Origin of the sequence: Erwinia sp. JUb26 (assembly GCF_003751505.1) — a bacterium.
In the GTDB taxonomy this organism is placed as follows: Bacteria; Pseudomonadota; Gammaproteobacteria; order Enterobacterales; family Enterobacteriaceae; genus Erwinia.
The window spans coordinates 251,677-268,262 of the sequence record NZ_RJVB01000003.1 but is presented as its reverse complement, the minus strand read 5'-3'; the positions used below and the strand labels follow the sequence as shown (position 1 = coordinate 268,262).

14 protein-coding genes are annotated in these 16,586 nt (G+C 54.1%); 6 read left to right on the top strand and 8 right to left on the bottom strand.

The features are described 5' to 3' along the window. Window positions 1–6 precede the first annotated feature (6 nt). Entirely contained in the window at window positions 7–2,061 is a 2,055-nt protein-coding gene (gene helD, locus EC836_RS09870) for a DNA helicase IV (RefSeq protein WP_123332556.1), read from the bottom strand. A 135-nt stretch (window positions 2,062–2,196) separates the two neighbouring features. On the opposite strand from helD, the gene EC836_RS09865 reads away from it, so the two are divergent. Together EC836_RS09865 and yccS are read left to right on the top strand one after the other, a co-directional pair. Continuing rightward, a complete protein-coding gene (locus tag EC836_RS09865) occupies window positions 2,197–2,643 on the top strand; it encodes a YccF domain-containing protein (protein WP_123332554.1) in 447 nt (148 codons plus the stop codon). Window positions 2,644–2,651: 8 nt separating this feature from the next. After that, a complete protein-coding gene (gene yccS / locus EC836_RS09860; protein WP_123333161.1) occupies window positions 2,652–4,817 on the top strand; it encodes a YccS family putative transporter in 2,166 nt (721 codons plus the stop codon). Here yccS and EC836_RS09855 read toward each other — a convergent pair. Beyond that, window positions 4,814–5,422: a TfoX/Sxy family DNA transformation protein gene (locus tag EC836_RS09855; protein WP_123332553.1), complete on the bottom strand. Its 609-nt coding sequence runs from the start codon at window positions 5,420–5,422 to the stop codon at window positions 4,814–4,816. The two genes, yccS and EC836_RS09855, sit on opposite strands and share 4 nt — an antisense overlap. Window positions 5,423–5,636: 214 nt before the next feature. On the opposite strand from EC836_RS09855, the gene sulA reads away from it, so the two are divergent. Together sulA and ompA are read left to right on the top strand one after the other, a co-directional pair. Continuing rightward, window positions 5,637–6,149: an SOS-induced cell division inhibitor SulA gene (gene sulA, locus EC836_RS09850; protein WP_123333160.1), complete on the top strand. Its 513-nt coding sequence runs from the start codon at window positions 5,637–5,639 to the stop codon at window positions 6,147–6,149. 349 nt (window positions 6,150–6,498) lie between these two features. Continuing rightward, window positions 6,499–7,569 carry a porin OmpA gene (gene ompA / locus EC836_RS09845; RefSeq protein WP_123332551.1) on the top strand — a complete coding sequence of 357 codons (1,071 nt, stop codon included), beginning with the start codon at window positions 6,499–6,501 and terminating at the stop codon, window positions 7,567–7,569. Window positions 7,570–7,659: 90 nt separating this feature from the next. Here the strand turns inward: ompA and matP are convergent, their stop codons facing one another. Beyond that, window positions 7,660–8,115, bottom strand: coding sequence for a macrodomain Ter protein MatP (gene matP, locus EC836_RS09840; RefSeq protein ID WP_123332549.1), 456 nt, complete (start codon window positions 8,113–8,115; stop codon window positions 7,660–7,662). 185 nt (window positions 8,116–8,300) lie between these two features. Between matP and EC836_RS09835 the strand changes: the two genes are divergently transcribed. Further along, window positions 8,301–10,067, top strand: a complete 1,767-nt coding sequence (locus EC836_RS09835) for a Lon protease family protein (RefSeq protein ID WP_123332547.1) — start codon at window positions 8,301–8,303, stop codon at window positions 10,065–10,067. 68 nt (window positions 10,068–10,135) lie between these two features. After that, on the top strand, window positions 10,136–10,654 hold the full coding sequence (fabA, locus tag EC836_RS09830; protein WP_123332545.1) for a bifunctional 3-hydroxydecanoyl-ACP dehydratase/trans-2-decenoyl-ACP isomerase: 519 nt from the start codon (window positions 10,136–10,138) through the stop codon (window positions 10,652–10,654). Between the two features lie 88 nt (window positions 10,655–10,742). Here fabA and rmf read toward each other — a convergent pair whose 3' ends face one another. The 5 genes from rmf to EC836_RS09805 form a co-directional block, all read right to left on the bottom strand. Beyond that, window positions 10,743–10,910 carry a ribosome modulation factor gene (gene rmf / locus EC836_RS09825; RefSeq protein ID WP_123332543.1) on the bottom strand — a complete coding sequence of 56 codons (168 nt, stop codon included), beginning with the start codon at window positions 10,908–10,910 and terminating at the stop codon, window positions 10,743–10,745. A gap of 278 nt (window positions 10,911–11,188) precedes the next feature. Continuing rightward, window positions 11,189–11,749 carry a membrane integrity-associated transporter subunit PqiC gene (gene pqiC, locus EC836_RS09820; RefSeq protein ID WP_123333158.1) on the bottom strand — a complete coding sequence of 187 codons (561 nt, stop codon included), beginning with the start codon at window positions 11,747–11,749 and terminating at the stop codon, window positions 11,189–11,191. Next, complete coding sequence (pqiB, locus tag EC836_RS09815; RefSeq protein WP_123332541.1) at window positions 11,749–13,389, bottom strand: intermembrane transport protein PqiB; 1,641 nt, start codon at window positions 13,387–13,389, stop codon at window positions 11,749–11,751. The genes pqiC and pqiB overlap by 1 nt, the downstream gene beginning before the upstream one ends. Further along, the gene (gene pqiA / locus EC836_RS09810) at window positions 13,376–14,650 is read right to left on the bottom strand and encodes a membrane integrity-associated transporter subunit PqiA (RefSeq protein WP_123332539.1); all 1,275 of its coding nucleotides are present in this window, start codon (window positions 14,648–14,650) and stop codon (window positions 13,376–13,378) included. Before pqiA ends, pqiB begins: the two co-directional genes overlap by 14 nt. A gap of 18 nt (window positions 14,651–14,668) precedes the next feature. Next, a complete protein-coding gene (locus tag EC836_RS09805; RefSeq protein ID WP_123332537.1) occupies window positions 14,669–16,582 on the bottom strand; it encodes an ABC transporter ATP-binding protein in 1,914 nt (637 codons plus the stop codon). Between the last annotated feature and the right edge of the window lie 4 nt (window positions 16,583–16,586).

Here is a 16,586-nt window from a genome sequence, read left to right as displayed (position 1 = left end):
CTACCGTCAGGGTTTTCGCACCTGCGGAACGCCCTGACGGCCCAGTTCGGCAACAAAATCCGAAGGCTCATCGCGATCGTACAGCAGCCAGACCTGATGAATCGCGCGGGTGATGGCAACATACGCCAGTCGCCGTTCCTCCGCGTCCGGAAACTCCTCCACTTTTGGCAGCAGCGCCGCCTCCATCACCGATTCCCTGGCCGGTGCCGGGAAACCTTCATTCCCATGAGAGAGCCCCAGTAAGATAACGTACTCCGCCTGCTGTCCTTTACTGGCGTGGATAGTCATAAACTCCAGATTGAGTTTTGGCCAACGGGTTGCGGCCTTGTCCAGCACCTCAGGCCGCAGATGATGATAGCGGGCCAGCAGCATAATCCGCTCGTCCGGCTGAACGTAGCCGCTCATTTTATTGAGCAGCGCTTCGAGCTGATCTTCCGGCAACAGCTGAACCGCTTTTTTGGTCCCTTTCGTCAGGCTGTTCAATGTCTTTTTCAACTGATGCGGGTTACGCTGCACAAAGGCGTTGGCGACTTCTCCAATACGCTGATTGAAGCGGTAGGTAGTATCCAGCACGCAGCGATCCCCTTCACCAAAGTAGTGATGGAATGACGTCGTCAACGTCATTTCTGCGCCACTGAATCGATAAATGGCCTGCCAGTCATCGCCGACGGCAAACAGCGCAGTTTGCCGATTTTGCCGGCGTAGCGCAGCCAGCAGCTCCGCCCGCTGCGGCGAGATATCCTGAAACTCATCGACAAGGATATGCTTCCACGGACTGATAAAGCGGCCTTTATCCAAAATGTTGATCGCCTGGTGGATCAGGCCGGAGAAATCGATGGCACCTTCCTCCTTCAGCGCGGTCTTCCAGGCCTTTAGCAGCGGGGCCATCAGCTTAACCCGCTTGCTGAACAGATCGCGGATCTCGTCTGATGCCCCCTCAATCATGGCCGCCTGCGCGCCGCCGTGCATGCGCATCAGCCCCAGCCAGCGCTCAAGGCGCGACGCCAGTCGCTTCGCCAGTCCATTATCCTGCCAGAAATTGCCTTCCTCTACTTCCCACTCCAGCTCGTCACTCAGCCACTGACGCCAGCCGTTGGCATGGGCCTTTTTCTCACTGCACTGCTGCCGCCATACGTCAATCAGCAACGCATGGCGCGCCGTTGTATCGTTTTCCAACTTGCTGATGACCGGCGATTTATTACTGCCCTGGCGGATAATGTGCAGCGCCAGGGAATGGAAGGTGCGCGCCGAAAAATCTTCACGGTGCAGACGTGAACGCAGGCGTTCGTTCATCTCTTCCGCCGCTTTACGGCCAAAGGCGAGTAACAGCACCTGCTCCGCCGTCGCCTGCCTGCGCAGCATCAGCCATCCCGCCCGCGCGACCAGCACCGAGGTTTTACCGCTGCCCGCTCCGGCCAGTACCAGCACCGAATCTTCACCGTTGACCACGGCTCTGGCCTGCGAGGGATTCAGCGGTGAACTTTCTACCTGTTCGAAGTAGTCGGCATGCTGTTCCAGCATGCGATCGGTCCAGCGCGCGTTACGCTTCACACGCTGGCTGTCGCTGTCATTCAGCCACTGCTGACAGTAAAGCCAGGATTCGCGGCAGTTATCAAACTCGCCAAGCCGGGTGACCGGCAGCGGCACGGCGTCAAAGGATTTACGGATCGCCTGCTGCCAACTGCTGATATCGCTGCGTTTCAGCCAGCGGTCCTGCTGTTCGGCAAGACGAATCGCCTCGGCCTGCTGGTTTAAAACCCCGGCCGCTACCTCACTCATCTCCTGGCTCCACTGCTGCCAGGCAAGGCTCAGATAGTGATAAAAGCGCTGCGTTTCATTCCATTCCGTGCCGTGCAGACGAACGACTTTATCGTCAGGTAATGAGAATTCGAGCTCGCCCCAGACCAGGCCCCGCTTACAGGCAATCGATAACAGCTGATTAAACGGGATCAGATATTCGTGTTTTTCTCCGCTGACCTCCACGCCCGCATTCAACAGCCGCACCCGGTTGTAAGGATGTTGTGCCAGATGTTTACCCAGCGATGTTGCTTTCAGTTCCATTCCTGCGACCCTGCTGCGGTTATTTTCATCATCTTATAGTTTAGCTGGCGACAGTTTACCGCTCCAGCGTTAAAACGCGTTACAATCAATGAATTGTCACTCAGACTTTTCTCTACGCATAAGGGGACGCCACCAATGCGCGCCGTACTCAATATCCTCAATTTCATTCTGGGTGGCTTTTTGACTACCCTGTCCTGGCTGCTGGCTACCGTTGTCAGCATCGTGCTGATTTTTACCCTGCCGCTGACCCGTTCATGCTGGGAAATCACCAAACTTTCGCTGCTGCCCTTCGGCAATGAAGCCATACACGTGGACGAGTTGGATCCTGATGGGAGAAGCACCCTGATGAATTCTGGCGGCACGCTGCTCAATATTCTGTGGGTGATATTTTTCGGCTGGTGGCTGTGCCTGATGCACATTACGGCCGGGATTGCTCAGTGCCTGACGATTATCGGCATTCCGGTGGGCATCGCTAACCTGAAAATTGCCGTGATTGCCCTCTGGCCGGTCGGTCGCCGCGTGGTGCCCGTCGAGGTCGCACGAGCGGCCCGTGAAGCCAATGCGCGCCGCCGTTTCCCGTGAGCCGCAGCATGCACACGTCATTGATTGATAACCTTCGCCGTTATGCTTTTAACAGCAGCTGGCTGTATAACATCCGCATAACGCTGGCGTTGATTGGTACCACTGCGCTCCCCTGGTGGCTGGATCAAATCACCTGGACAATCCCGTTGACGCTGGGGGTGGTGGCTGCCGCGCTGACCGATCTCGACGATCGTCTGAGCGGACGCCTGCGAAACCTGCTAATTACCCTGGTCTGCTTCTGTATTGCTTCCGTTTCGGTCGAGCTGCTGTTTCCGCATCCGTGGCTGTTTGTTATCGGGCTGGCGATCTCGAGCTGGGGTTTTATCCTGTTAGGCGCGCTGGGGCCGCGTTACGCGACCATCGCCTTCGGTGCGCTGCTGATCGCCATCTATACCATGCTGGGAATTGGCCTGTTTCCCCAGTGGTATTTGCAGCCTGCCCTGCTGCTGACCGGTGCCATCTGGTATAACCTGCTGACGCTTTGCGGACACCTTCTGTTTCCTATTCGCCCGCTGCAGGAAAACCTTTCCCGCTGCTATGCGCAGCTGGCTCACTATCTGGAAGCCAAAGCCAGCCTGTTCGACCCCGACCTGGAAGACGATGACCGCCAGGCGATGGTTGACGTGGCCATGGCCAACAGCCAGCTGGTTACGCTGCTGAATCAGGCAAAAGCCTCAATTCAGTCGAGGCTGCGCGGCGATCGCGGCCAGCGTGGAACACGACGCACGCTTCATTACTATTTTGTGGCGCAGGATATTCACGAACGCGCCAGTTCATCGCACGTGCAGTACCATTCCCTGCGTAAAGCCTGGGGAGCCAGTGATATTCTTTTTCGCTTCCAACGCCTGTTAACCCTGCAGGCTCTGGCCTGTCGGCAGCTTTCGCGTGCCATTTTGCTGCGTGAAACCTATCAGCATGATCCGCGATTCGAACGCGTTTTTGCCAATCTTAACGCAGCGCTGCAGAGACTGGCGGTTCAGCAGCCGGATAGTCAGGAAGTGAAAGCGATGCACTTTCTGCTGAACAATCTGAAGGCCATCGATGCCCAACTGGCGACCATTGAATCAGAGCAGGCACTGGCAGAAGGCGGTTATTACCACGATCAGTCGCTTTCTCGCGAGGGACTGACCGGCTGGAGCGATATCCGCCTGCGGCTCAGCCGCCATATGAGCGCGGAGTCGCCGCTGTTCCGTCATGCGGTACGCCTATCACTTCTGCTGTGCGCCGGTTACGCCTTTATTCAATTTACCGGCCTGCAGCACGGCTACTGGATACTGCTGACCAGTCTGTTTGTCTGCCAGCCTAACTACAGCGCGACACGCCGACGTCTGGCGCTGCGCATTGTCGGCACGCTGGCGGGGATTGCCCTTGGCCTGCCTCTTCTGTGGCTGGTACCGTCTATTGAAGGTCAGCTGATGCTGATCGTCGTCACCGGCGTGCTGTTCTTCTTCTTCCGCACTATTCAGTATGCGCATGCCACCCTGTTTATTACGCTGCTGGTGCTGCTGTGCTTCAATCTGCTAGGCGAAGGGTTTGAAGTCGCGCTACCGCGCATTATTGATACGCTACTGGGTTGCGCTATCGCCTGGCTGGCCGTGGCCTTTATCTGGCCCGACTGGCGTTTCCTGCGGCTTCCGGCCGTGGCAGAGCGAACGCTGAACGCCAACTGCCGCTATCTGGATGCGGTGCTGGTGCAATATCATCAGGGCAAGGATAATCGCCTTGATTACCGAGCAGCACGTCGTGATGCCCATAATGGTGATGCGGAACTGGCTGCCGTCGTGTCGAATATCTCGGTTGAAAACAAAGCGGACAGTGCGCTTCGCGAAGCCGCTTTCAGGCTACTGTGCCTGAACCATTCTTTTCTCAGCTACATTTCCGCACTGGGCGCACACCGTGAGAAGCTGGAAAACACCACCCTACTGCAGCTGATGGATGATGCAGTCTGCTATGTCGATGATATCTTGCATATTGAGGTGGTGGATGAAGCGAAGGCACAGCGTCTGATGGCGAGTCTGGCACAGCGGATTCAGCAAACCGAGGCGGATAATGCCACCAAAGAACCGCTGGTATTACAGCAGGTCGGCCTACTGGTGGCATTGCTACCTGAAATTGCCAGACTTAAGCAGCAGATTGTCCAACGTTCAGGACGTGAGGTTGCAGAGCTGTCCTAGCGATTCCATGGCGCATTGCGCTTGAACCACGCCCGCAGTTCGTCCTTCACCGCCGTCGGCAGCGCCTGATAGTGACTGCCGACTATCGCCCCCTCCAGTGCAAACAGCACCGAAAGCCCGAGGTGTTTATTGTTGGCGCGCAGCTTCAACCAGCTGCGCTTTGCGCCCTGCTGCATCAGCATTTCAATGGAGAAAATCCCTACGTCGCGCAGCATCGCTTCCATACGCATTCCCATATTAGGGAGATCCTTAATACGTCGGTTTTGCTGCCGATCCCGGAGTTCCTGCCTTGCGCCATTCAGGCACAGTGAAGAAATAGCCACCAGCTGATCAGCATCGGACCACAGCACGCCATCGACCCGGTAGTAATTGAGTGCAACAGGCAGGCCACGTTTCACGAAATGGAGGGGCTGCATTTTCCTTTCGCTGATATACGGCTGGGCCTGTTCACAGGCACGCAGATAAAGTTCTCCATCGGCAACGACAGCAAAAACGGTCTTCGCGACGGAAAGGCTATAGCCACCGAACTGCGTGCGTGATTCAACCGGCCCCAATGCCGCTAACCGCTGTTTAGTCTGCTCAATTCTCTGTTTTGAATTACTCATAGCTACTCCCTGTTCAGCTTAAGAATATTCGCATAAATCCCGATAAATCAACCTATTGAAACATAGGCAATCCGCATTACAGGTTCAATGAATAATTCGGCTTGCTGCCAGTTATCTTGTGATTTTGCGAGACGTCATCAAAAAAATAAGGTTGATCTTTGTTCGCCAGCCATATACTGTATATTCATACAGTGACATTGCGAGCGAAGACATCATGCGTACCTATTTCCCGAAATCTCAATCTGTTAATAGCGATAGTGCATTTCACGTTGCATCACGTGTGACATCTGCTCCGGCATGTGCCGCTGGTCTGATTAGCGAATTAATTTACAGCGAGAACCAGCCGGGCATGACCCAGCTGTTGTTGCTTCCTCTACTACAGCAGCTAGGCAAACAGTCTCGCTGGCAGCTATGGCTCACCCCACAGCAAAAACTGAGCCGCGACTGGTTGCAGCGTTCGGGACTGCCTCTGGATAAAGTCATGCAGGCGACACATTCAGGGCCCATTACCACCATTGAAGCGATGATTAAAGCCTTGCAAACAGGTAATTACAGCGTGGTGCTGGGTTGGTTTGAAGAAGAGGTTTCGGAGAGCGATCGTGCGCGGCTGATGGCAGCAGCAAATTCTGGCCAGGCGCTGGGGCTGATTATGCGTCCCGATCGTGCAAATTTGCAGTCAGGCAGACCACTTAGCGGGTTAAAAATTCATTCAAGTTTGTATCATTAAGTAAAAATGAGATAATTCTCAGGATTTTTTCTCGTGGTACGCGCCTTAAGCCTCAGATAATGTTATGACGCGGCTGTACAATAGGTTAGCTGCGTCTCTGACCATTTCTTGTACACATAATTCCCTTCCGATTGTTAAAAAATATGTAAAAATCCCCATTTTTTTATCGGCCATCGTCATATCACACTTGTTAATTTGCTAGTACGTTGTAGACTTTATCTCGCCAGGGTGCTCAATAACCTCCTTTTTTTTGGAAGAGTCACAAATGAGCGTGATAACCCGGCAAAGGATTTAACCAAAGAGCTAACTTTAAGCTCATTGCCTATTTGGATGATAACGAGGCGCAAAAATGAAAAAGACAGCTATCGCAATTGCAGTGGCACTGGCTGGCTTCGCTACCGTAGCGCAGGCCGCTCCTAAAGATGACACCTGGTACACCGGTGCTAAACTGGGCTGGTCTCAGTACCACGACAAAGGTTACTACGGTAACGGTTACCAAGACAACGACGGCCCAACCCATGAAAATCAGCTTGGTGCTGGTGCATTCCTTGGTTATCAGGCTAATCCATACCTGGGCTTCGAACTGGGTTATGACTGGCTGGGCCGTATGCCTAACAAAGGCGACCAGGTTAATGGCGCATTCAAAGCGCAGGGCGTTCAGCTGGCAGCTAAGTTAAGCTACCCGGTTCTGGACAACCTGGACCTGTACACCCGTCTGGGTGGTATGGTATGGCGTGCTGACTCCACTCAGCAGGTAGTTGGCGGCGATCGCATCAGCGACCACGACACCGGCGTTTCTCCACTGGCAGCAGTAGGTGTTGAATATGCGCTGACTCCAAACTGGGCAACCCGTCTGGACTACCAGTGGGTGAACAACATCGGTGACGCAGGTACCGTGGGTACTCGTCCTGATAACTCCATGTTCAGCTTAGGTGTTTCTTACCGTTTCGGTCAGGAAGAAGCTGCTGCTCCAGCACCGGCTCCAGCACCAGCTCCGGCTCCAGTTGTTGAAACCAAGCGTTTCACACTGAAATCTGACGTACTGTTCAACTTCAACAAAGCTACTCTGAAACCAGAAGGTCAGCAGGCTCTGGATCAGCTGTACACCCAGCTGAGCAATCTGGATCCGAAAGATGGCTCTGTTGTGGTACTGGGCTTCACAGACCGCATCGGTTCTGAAGAATACAACCAGAAACTGTCTGAGAAACGTGCTCAGTCAGTCGTGGATTACCTGGTCTCTAAAGGTATCCCAGCTAACAAGATCTCTGCACGTGGCCAGGGTAAATCCAACCCAGTTACTGGCAACACCTGTGACAGCGTGAAAGGCCGTCAGGCTCTGATCGACTGCCTGGCGCCAGACCGTCGCGTAGAAATCGAAGTTAAAGGCATCAAAGACGTTGTAACTCAGCCTCAGGCATAAGTGACGTTTTGATGAAAAAACCCCGCTAAGGCGGGGTTTTTTATTTCCTGTTTTACAGCTTCTAAGATATGTAAACCGCTTCCTGCCCTGCTATTCAGGCTTCCCGAGAATAGCCTTCAGATCCTGCTTGAGTGAGGACATCTGACTGGCATATTGCTCTTTTCGTTCAGCATCCTCAATCAGCTGCACCACCGTTTCCGAAAGCGTACTGTTACGACGCTGCGCCAGTCCTGCAAGTCGCTGCCACACCAGATATTCCAGGTCGATAGACTTTTTTCGCGTATGCTGATGCTCAGCATTAAAATGGCGTTTACGACGCGCACGGATCGTCTGCTTCATACGGTTTTCAAGAGCCGGATTGATATGCTGGTTAATCCAGGTTAAAACCAGATTGGGGCTGTTCTCCATCGCCAACAACTCATCCACGACCGCCTGTGCTGCGCTAAGCTCGATATAGCGCGTGATCGCTTCACCTTCGCGGTGTTTTTTGACCAGGTATTTCCATTTCCATCCGCTTTCAAGATTTTCCAGTTGTTGATATTTCATCGGAATCTCATGCTGACCCTATAACAACTTAAGAATAACAGCTTTTTTTAATCTGGCTGCAAAGAAAACCGGAACCAGGCCGCGAATCTTAATTCAGATAATACAGAACCGTATGTCTGCTGTGCTTAACAGGCTGAATTATTGTATAATGCCGCTTTTATTCATTTCAGAAAAATACGATAACTTTGACCAACAACCGATTAGAGTGGCGCGCCCTACAGCCCGATACAGAACGCTTCCAGCATCTCATCTCACAGGCGGCCACCACTGAGACAGAATGTTTTGCTAACGTGCAGTCTCGCCTGTTCAATGGCCTCAGCCTGCTGCTGCAAACCCCGGCAAAAGTACCGCTTATGCTGGTCAAAAGCGCCGAAAGCGCTGAATACCAGGCTTTGCTGCAGAACGTGCTCTCTTCCCTCATCGAATCCGGGGAGGAGGAAGATGCCAGCCCGTTATACGGCGGGCACTATCTGGTTGAACCCCATCAGATCGTCTGGCGCCCGGCGGAAAGTCCGCTCGATAATTTTGCCAGCACCGGCGGCATTCACCATGCTGACTGGATTGAAGCAGAGCAGCTGTTTGGCTGCGTTCGTCTTCATAACGCATCGTTGACCCTGTCTCCTGGTCTTGTTCATCGTGCAAACGGCGGCGTACTGCTCCTTTCTCTGCGCGCGCTGCTGGCACAGCCTTTGCTCTGGCTGCGTCTTAAAAAAATCATGGTCAACCAGCGCTTTGACTGGTATTCACAGGATGAAACACGCCCGCTGCCGCTTGACGTGCCGTCAATGCCGATGCAGCTTCGCCTGGTGCTGACCGGCGATCGTGATGCCCTGGCTGATTTTCAGGATATCGAACCCGAGCTGGCTTCGCTGTCGCTTTACAGCGAGTTTGAAGAGAACATCCAGCTGGTTGATGAAGAAGAGTTCACTCACTGGATGCAGTGGGTGTTAAGCGTGGCGGAGAGCCTTGGTTATCCCGCGCCCGCTGCTGATTTCTGGCCGGTGCTTATCCGCGAAGCCGCACGCTTTACCGGCGATCAGGAGACGCTGCCGCTGGATCCAACGTGGCTGGCACGCCAGCTGCAGGACGCCGCGCTTTACAGCGAAAATGAAAGCGTAAGCGGTGAAAATTTACGTGATGCCCTGACAACGCGTGAATGGCGTGAAAGTTTCCTCTCCGAGCGCGTGCGCGATGACATCCTGCTCGAGCAGATCCTGATCGAGACCGAAGGCGAGATGGTTGGCCAAATCAACGCACTTTCGGTGATTGATTTCCCGGGCCATCCGCGTCCATTTGGTGAACCCTCGCGTATCAGCTGCGTCGTGCATGTGGGTGACGGCGAGTTTACCGACGTAGAGCGTAAAGCAGAGCTTGGCGGTAATATTCATGCCAAGGGAATGATGATTATGCAGGCGTGGCTGATTGCGGAGCTGGATCTTGATCAGCAACTGCCCTTCTCCGCTTCGATGGTATTTGAACAGTCTTATTCAGAGGTTGACGGCGACAGCGCTTCGCTGGCCGAGCTTTGCGCACTCATCAGCGCACTCGCATTACAACCGATCAATCAGCAAATCGCCGTCACCGGTTCCGTCGATCAGTTCGGTCGCGTTCAGCCGGTAGGGGGATTAAACGAAAAAATTGAAGGCTTCTTCAATATCTGTAACCAGCGTACGCTAAATGGCCACCAGGGTGTTATTCTCCCGGCAGCCAACGTACGTCACCTCTCGTTACAACAAGACGTTGTCGATGCGGTACGAGAAGGTAAATTTCATTTGTGGGCGGTATCCAGCGTGGAAGAAGCCCTGCCGTTGTTAACGGGTGTTGAATGGGACAAGGAAAACGATTCTTGCCTGCTGCGTTCTATTCAGGATCGCATTGCTCAGATTAACCAACAGGATGCGCGCCAGCTTCCCTGGCCGCTACGCTGGTTAAACTGGTTCAACCAGCGCTGATCGGACTTGCTCAGCGTACACGTGTTAGCTAAAATTCGTGATTCACTAAAATAAGGCTTATTGAGAATATGGTAGATAAACGCGAATCCTATACAAAAGAAGACCTGATTGCTTCTGGTCGCGGTGAACTTTTCGGTGCAGAAGGCCCGCCATTGCCATCCGGCAATATGTTGATGATGGACCGCGTGATCAAGATGACCGAAGATGGCGGTAACTACGGTAAAGGCTTCGTTGAGGCCGAGCTGGATATCAATCCGGACCTGTGGTTCTTCGGCTGTCATTTTATTGGCGATCCGGTAATGCCGGGCTGCCTGGGACTGGACGCAATGTGGCAGCTGGTTGGTTTCTACCTCGGCTGGTTAGGTGCAGAAGGTAAAGGTCGTGCGCTGGGCGTGGGCGAGGTGAAATTCACTGGCCAGGTTCTGCCGACGGCGAAAAAGGTTTCGTACCGTATTCATTTCAAACGTGTAATCAACCGTAAACTGGTGATGGGCGTTGCTGATGGTGAAGTGCTGGTTGACGGTAATGTGATTTATACCGCAACTGACCTGAAAGTAGGTCTGTTCAAAGATACCACGGCGTTCTAAGCGTTCTGGTTATCGCTTTGAAATGATGACCCTAAGAACCGAAAACCTCCGCAGCAGCGGAGGTTTTTTCCTTTACGTTGAACAGGCGTTACGCGGTAACCGTCCTGTCCTCCATGGCTTGTCGCCAACCTCCCAACCAGTGAGATCGAGCATCTAGCAATTGGTAAGGACACATCTCTTTTGAGCGTCCGGTAATGCCCGCTTGATAACCTCGTGAATGTGCCCGATCCAGGCGATCTCGTTTCTGTCTCTTCATGCCGCGTTTCCCTCATTTTGTCTGGTGGAATCTGGTGGAAAGAAAACAGTGGCTACAACCCGTGCAGCCACAATCCAGTTCTACCTCTGCGGTAATAAAAGATCAATGCGCAAATTTCACGCCAATGTCATATTTATGACCTGGCATTTTCATAATTTTGCATTTTTTATTGAGCCTGGATGGCCACAGGTAGATGATTCGCAATAAAAAAGCCTCTGATTATGCAAAAGTCTCATTTTGCGATAATCAAAGGCTTAGGGCATTTGTAAAAATAATAACTAACGTTGCTGATTTATCGCATTTGCGATCTGAGTCGAAGTCTGTTGCCAGCCCTGGGACAGCGTTCTGACCAGAGAATCATAACCGTCTTCACTTTGCGGCAGAGCCAGGCTAAAGGCCCGCTTCTCCAGACGACCTTCGTGCTGCCAAACCCACACGCCGCTGACCACCGCTTTACCATCGTAGCGGCCATGGAATCCAGTTACCGTAACGTTAAGCGTATCGTGCTGCTGGCCAAGTGGCGAAGAAGAGACCATAGCCCCGGGTAGTTCGCTACTCAGGTTGCTGACCAGCGTTTGCTGCAGCTGCTGGTCAAGCGGGCTGGCCCAGCGATTGTTGGCCGCAATCACATACTGCACGTCATTGCTTTGATAAACTACGCCGTTACCTGCCAGATAATCAGGTATGGAGACCGATTCCACCCAGATCGGGCGGGAGAATGTCTGGCTGCTCACCACCGTATTACTGCCTGCAGCAGGCAGCTGATAGTAACGGGTTTCGGGCGTGCTGCTGCAGGCCGTTACCGCAAGGATCAACGCTAAGGGGATCCATTTCATCATCATTTCGCCCTCTTCGGCTGTGGGTCCTGACCGGGTTTAGCTTCAAACACCAGCGCATTACTTTTGTTGTTGAGCGTTTTCAGCACCGGCTGCAGTTCACGCATCACCTGATCCAGTCGCTGCATATCCGCAACCAGCTTGTTATAGGCCGGCGATCCGGGCTGGAAGCCCTTCATGCTGCGGTTCAGTTCACGCAGCGTCGTCTGCATATCCGCTGGCAGTTCCTGCATCGCCTGGCTGGAGGTGATCTGATTCAGATTATCCAGCGTTTTCTGCAGTTCACGCAGCGTGCGCTGGCTCTCTTTCAACGTGCCTGTTGCCTCGTTCAGCATCGGATTCAGCGGCAGGTTATTAATTTTATCCAGCGACTCCACCAGCTTTTCCTGGATCTGCGCAAGTCCACCGCTAACCGTTGGAATCAGCTCGTAATCACCAAATTTCGATGGCCCGGTAACCGGCTTGGCATTTTTATAGAAGTCGAGATCGACGTAGAGAGAACCGGTCAACAGGTTGGCAGATTTGAGCGACGCACGTAATCCCTCACCGATGCCGTTTTTCAGATGCTGCTCGAAGTTAAATCCTTCGCCAAGCTGCTGACGGAAGCGATCGGGCTCGATGCGGATCAATACCGGAATGCGGTAATCATTATTCAGACGCTGTGCGATGCCCGGAGCCGTAAACGGTACTTCCGCCACCGTGCCCAGGCGAATACCGCGGAACTCAACCGGTGCACCGGCGTTCAGTCCGCGAACCGAGTCGCTGAAGAACATCAGGAAGTCCCTGTGCTCGCTGTACAGGGAGTCCTGAATACTGCGCTGATCGTCAAACAGACGATACTCCGCTTTATTCTCGGCGGGCTTGCCCAATTCCCAGCCTTCCGGCACGTCAAAACTCACCCCGCCGCTCAGCAGCGTCGCCAGCGATCCCATCTCAACCCGCATGCCCGACGCGGACATATCCACCGCAATCCCGCTGTCTTTCCAGAAGCGAACGTTGGTGGTGATCAGGCGATCGTAAGGCGCGGCAATAAACAGCTGATATCCAATCATGCGCTTGTCGGTATCGAATGTACTGGTTTCCACCGAGCCAACCCGATAACCACGGAACAGCACCGGATCCCCGGCATTGAGCTGACCGGCTTTACGGCTATCCAGCGTGATGCGGATCCCTTTGGCATCCGGCGGCGCCAGCGGCGGCGCGTCCAGCAATTGATACTCTTTGGCCTTTTCGCCCTTCGCGCCAGGCTGCAGTTCAATATAGGCACCGGACAGCAGCGTTCCCAGACCGCTGACGCCGCCGCGACCAATGGTCGGTTTCACCACCCAGAACGCGCTGTCTTCCCGCAGCAGTTTCTCCATGCCCGAATTGAGCCGCGCTTTAATTTCAACGTGGTGCAGATCGTCGGTTAACACCGCGCTTTCAACAATACCGACATCCACGCTGCGGCTTTTAATGGTGGTTTTGCCACCTTCGATGCCTTCCGCATTGGTGGTGATCAGCGTGATTTCGGGTCCCTGGTGGCTGAAGTGGTAAAACAGGATCCATGCGCCGATCAGCACGGTCACAATCGGAACGATCCACACCGGAGACCAGCGCTTAATGGATTCTACCCTGGCGGTGCTGTGATTATTTTCCGTCACTCAACGACTCCTCAGTACTCTTATCTTTCACCCGATCCCAGGTCAGTCGGGGATCAAACGTTATGGCGGCAAACATCGTCAGGATCACCACCATCGCGAATAACAGCGCGCCCGTAGCGGGATAAATGCTCATCAACCGCCCCATTCGCACCAGTGCCGACAAGACGGCAATAACAAATACGTCAATCATTGACCAGCGTCCAACAAACTCAACCATTTCATAAATTTTGTGCATCCGTTCACTGTCGCGGTGATGACGACCGTTCCCCCGGGCATCCCAGCACAGCCAGGCAATGGCCAGCATCTTCAGCGACGGTACCATGATACTGGCAATGAATATCACTAACGCCACCGGATAGGAACCATCGCTCCATAGCAGGATAACCCCGGCCATAATCGTCGAGCCCATCTTGTTACCCAGCGCTTCGGTAATCATGATCGGCATCAGGTTGGCGGGGATATAGAGCATTATAGAAGTCAGTAACAACGCCAGCGTCCACTGAAGGCTGTGCTTACGCCGGGCATGTCCGTGGCTGCCGCAGCGCGGGCAGACCCGCTGGTCACTCGCCAGTACGGCGGTACAACAGGCGCAGGAGCGCATCCCCTGGCGCAGACCGCTGATCCCGGCCACCGGCGGCGCAGGAAGGGGCGGCAGCGGTGCCACACGCTGCCACAGCACGCGGCGCTCAATACACTGAAATGCCCGCAGCTGCAGCACGCAGAACAGGCACCACGGAATAAAGCTGCTGCCGATACCGATATCGCCGTAGGCCATCAGCTTGACGAAACTCACCAGAACACCGGCGAGGAAAATTTCCGCCATCCCCCAGCTGCGTAGCTGCATCAGGATACGGGTCATATAGCGTTTCAACGGCAGCGGCAGTTTCAACGGGCTGACCAGCAGCAGTATCGCCACCATGCAGAACGCGGGCACGCCCTGAACAAACAGCATAAACAGCGTGGCCAGGCTGCTGTAGTCCTCAGAAACCATGACCTGAGGGATTTGCATCAGGGAAATTTCGCTGCTTAAACCCGCAACCCGCATATTAACGAAGGGGAAGAGGTTGGCCAGCAGCAGCATAAACAGCGCCGCCAGCGCATAGCCGGCCGGCCGCCTGAGCGGCTCAACCCAGCTGGAATGGAGTGTAGTATGACAACGCGGGCAGCTTGCTTTGCTGCCCGGCAGTAGCACGGGCAACTGTGTCATCAGGTCACACTGCGGACATAAAATCCATTGATGTGCGTGGTGCGACGAACACATACCTTTTCCTCAGTAAAATTACGCGCCGTTGCTTAACGACTCAAGGTATTCCCAACGTTCAAACGCCGTTTCCAGTTCCTGCTCAGCGTTTGCCAGCGCGTCCAGCACCGGCTGAGTCGCATCATGCGGCTGGTTGAAGAAGTTTACATCAGCCACCTGAGCCTGATAAGCAGCAAGCTGAGCTTCCAGCTCTTCCATTTTTTTCGGAAGCTGTTCCAGTTCGCGCTGTAAATTGTAGCTCAGCTTAGCAGCCGGTTTTTTCACTGCTTCGCTTTTAACGCTTTCCTGGCGAGGTTGAGACGCCGTATTTTTCGCCGCCGCACGGTTCTGTTTCCAGGCGGTACGCTGCAGCTGGGCATCATGATAACCGCCGACAAACGCGCCAATCTCACCGTTGCCATCGAAGATCCAGCATTCGGTCACGGTGTTATCAACGAACTGACGATCGTGGCTGACAAGCAGTACGGTACCCTGATAGCCATCGATCAGCTCTTCCAGCAGCTCAAGCGTTTCCACATCGAGGTCGTTGGTTGGTTCATCGAGGATCAGCAGGTTGCTGGGCTTCAGGAACAGGCGCGCCAGCAGCAGTCGGTTACGCTCTCCACCGGAAAGCGCCCGTACCGGGGTCATCGCACGTTTTGGATGGAACAGGAACTCCTGCAGATAGCCCAGCACGTGGCGCGGCTTGCCGTTAACCATCACTTCCTGCTTACCTTCGGCCAGGTTATCCATCACCGTACGGTCAGGATCCAGCTCGGCACGGTGCTGGTCAAAGTAGGCCACTTCCAGTTTGGTGCCGATATGCACCCGGCCACTATCCGGCTTGAGCTGATCCAGCATCAGCTTCAGCAGCGTGGTTTTACCGCAGCCGTTCGGACCAATCAGGGCAATTTTGTCGCCGCGCTGAACCTGACGGGAGAAGTCGTTGACCAGCTGCTTGCCCGCGATGCCGTACTTAACGTTTTCCATTTCAAAGACGATCTTGCCGGAGCGCGACGCCTCTTCCACCTGCATGTTGGCTTTACCCATGACTTCGCGACGTTCGGAACGCTCGCGACGCAACGCTTTCAGGGCACGAACACGGCCTTCGTTACGCGTACGGCGCGCCTTGATGCCCTGGCGGATCCACACTTCTTCCTGCGCAAGCTTGCGATCAAATTCTGCATTTTGCATCTCTTCAACGCGCAGCGCTTCTTCTTTACTCAGCAGATACTGATCGTAATCTCCCGGCCAGGACACCAGCTTACCGCGGTCCAGGTCGACAATCCGCGTCGCCATATTGCGGATAAATGAACGGTCGTGAGAGATAAAGATAATGCTGCCCTGGAACGTTTTCAGGAACGTTTCCAGCCAGTCGATCGTTTCAATATCCAGGTGGTTGGTTGGCTCGTCGAGCATCAGTACTTTTGGGTTGCTGACCAGCGCGCGGCCCAGCGCCGCTTTACGCAGCCAGCCGCCAGACAGAGAAGACAGATCGGCATCGCCATCAAGGCCAATTTTCTCCAGCACGTCATGGATACGGCTTTCCAGCTGCCACAGATTCTGGTGGTCAAGGATGGACTGCAGGCGCGCCATCTCGTTCAAATTTTTGTCGCTCGGATCTTCCATTACCTTATGGGAAATTGCGTGGTAGGCCTTCAGGTGTTCCGCCTGCTCCTCCACCCCTTCGGCCACAAAGTCATAAACCGAACCGGCCACGTTACGCGGCGGATCCTGCTGCAGGCGCGCGACGATCAGGTCCTGCTCATAAATGATGCGACCGTCATCCAGCGGCTGCTCACGGTTGATGATTTTCATCAGCGTGGATTTACCCGCTCCGTTACGCCCGACCAGACAAACGCGCTCATTTTCTTCGATGTGCAGTTCAGTGCTATCCAACAACGGCGCGTCGCTGAATGAAAGGTAAGCGCCATGAATACTGATTAGTGACATAAAA

Bases quoted from the DNA above. Each gene is read 5' to 3' on its own strand.
- sulA (WP_123333160.1), top strand. From the start codon at position 5,637: ATGCGTACCTATTTCCCGAAATCTCAATCTGTTAATAGCGATAGTGCA.
- EC836_RS09805 (WP_123332537.1), bottom strand. From the start codon at position 16,582: ATGTCACTAATCAGTATTCATGGCGCTTACCTTTCATTCAGCGACGCG.
- matP (WP_123332549.1), bottom strand. From the start codon at position 8,115: ATGAAATATCAACAACTGGAAAATCTTGAAAGCGGATGGAAATGGAAA.
- pqiC (WP_123333158.1), bottom strand. From the start codon at position 11,749: ATGATGAAATGGATCCCCTTAGCGTTGATCCTTGCGGTAACGGCCTGC.
- yccS (WP_123333161.1), top strand. From the start codon at position 2,652: ATGCACACGTCATTGATTGATAACCTTCGCCGTTATGCTTTTAACAGC.
- pqiA (WP_123332539.1), bottom strand. From the start codon at position 14,650: ATGTGTTCGTCGCACCACGCACATCAATGGATTTTATGTCCGCAGTGT.
- EC836_RS09865 (WP_123332554.1), top strand. From the start codon at position 2,197: ATGCGCGCCGTACTCAATATCCTCAATTTCATTCTGGGTGGCTTTTTG.
- EC836_RS09855 (WP_123332553.1), bottom strand. From the start codon at position 5,422: ATGAGTAATTCAAAACAGAGAATTGAGCAGACTAAACAGCGGTTAGCG.
- ompA (WP_123332551.1), top strand. From the start codon at position 6,499: ATGAAAAAGACAGCTATCGCAATTGCAGTGGCACTGGCTGGCTTCGCT.
- helD (WP_123332556.1), bottom strand. From the start codon at position 2,061: ATGGAACTGAAAGCAACATCGCTGGGTAAACATCTGGCACAACATCCT.
- fabA (WP_123332545.1), top strand. From the start codon at position 10,136: ATGGTAGATAAACGCGAATCCTATACAAAAGAAGACCTGATTGCTTCT.
- rmf (WP_123332543.1), bottom strand. From the start codon at position 10,910: ATGAAGAGACAGAAACGAGATCGCCTGGATCGGGCACATTCACGAGGT.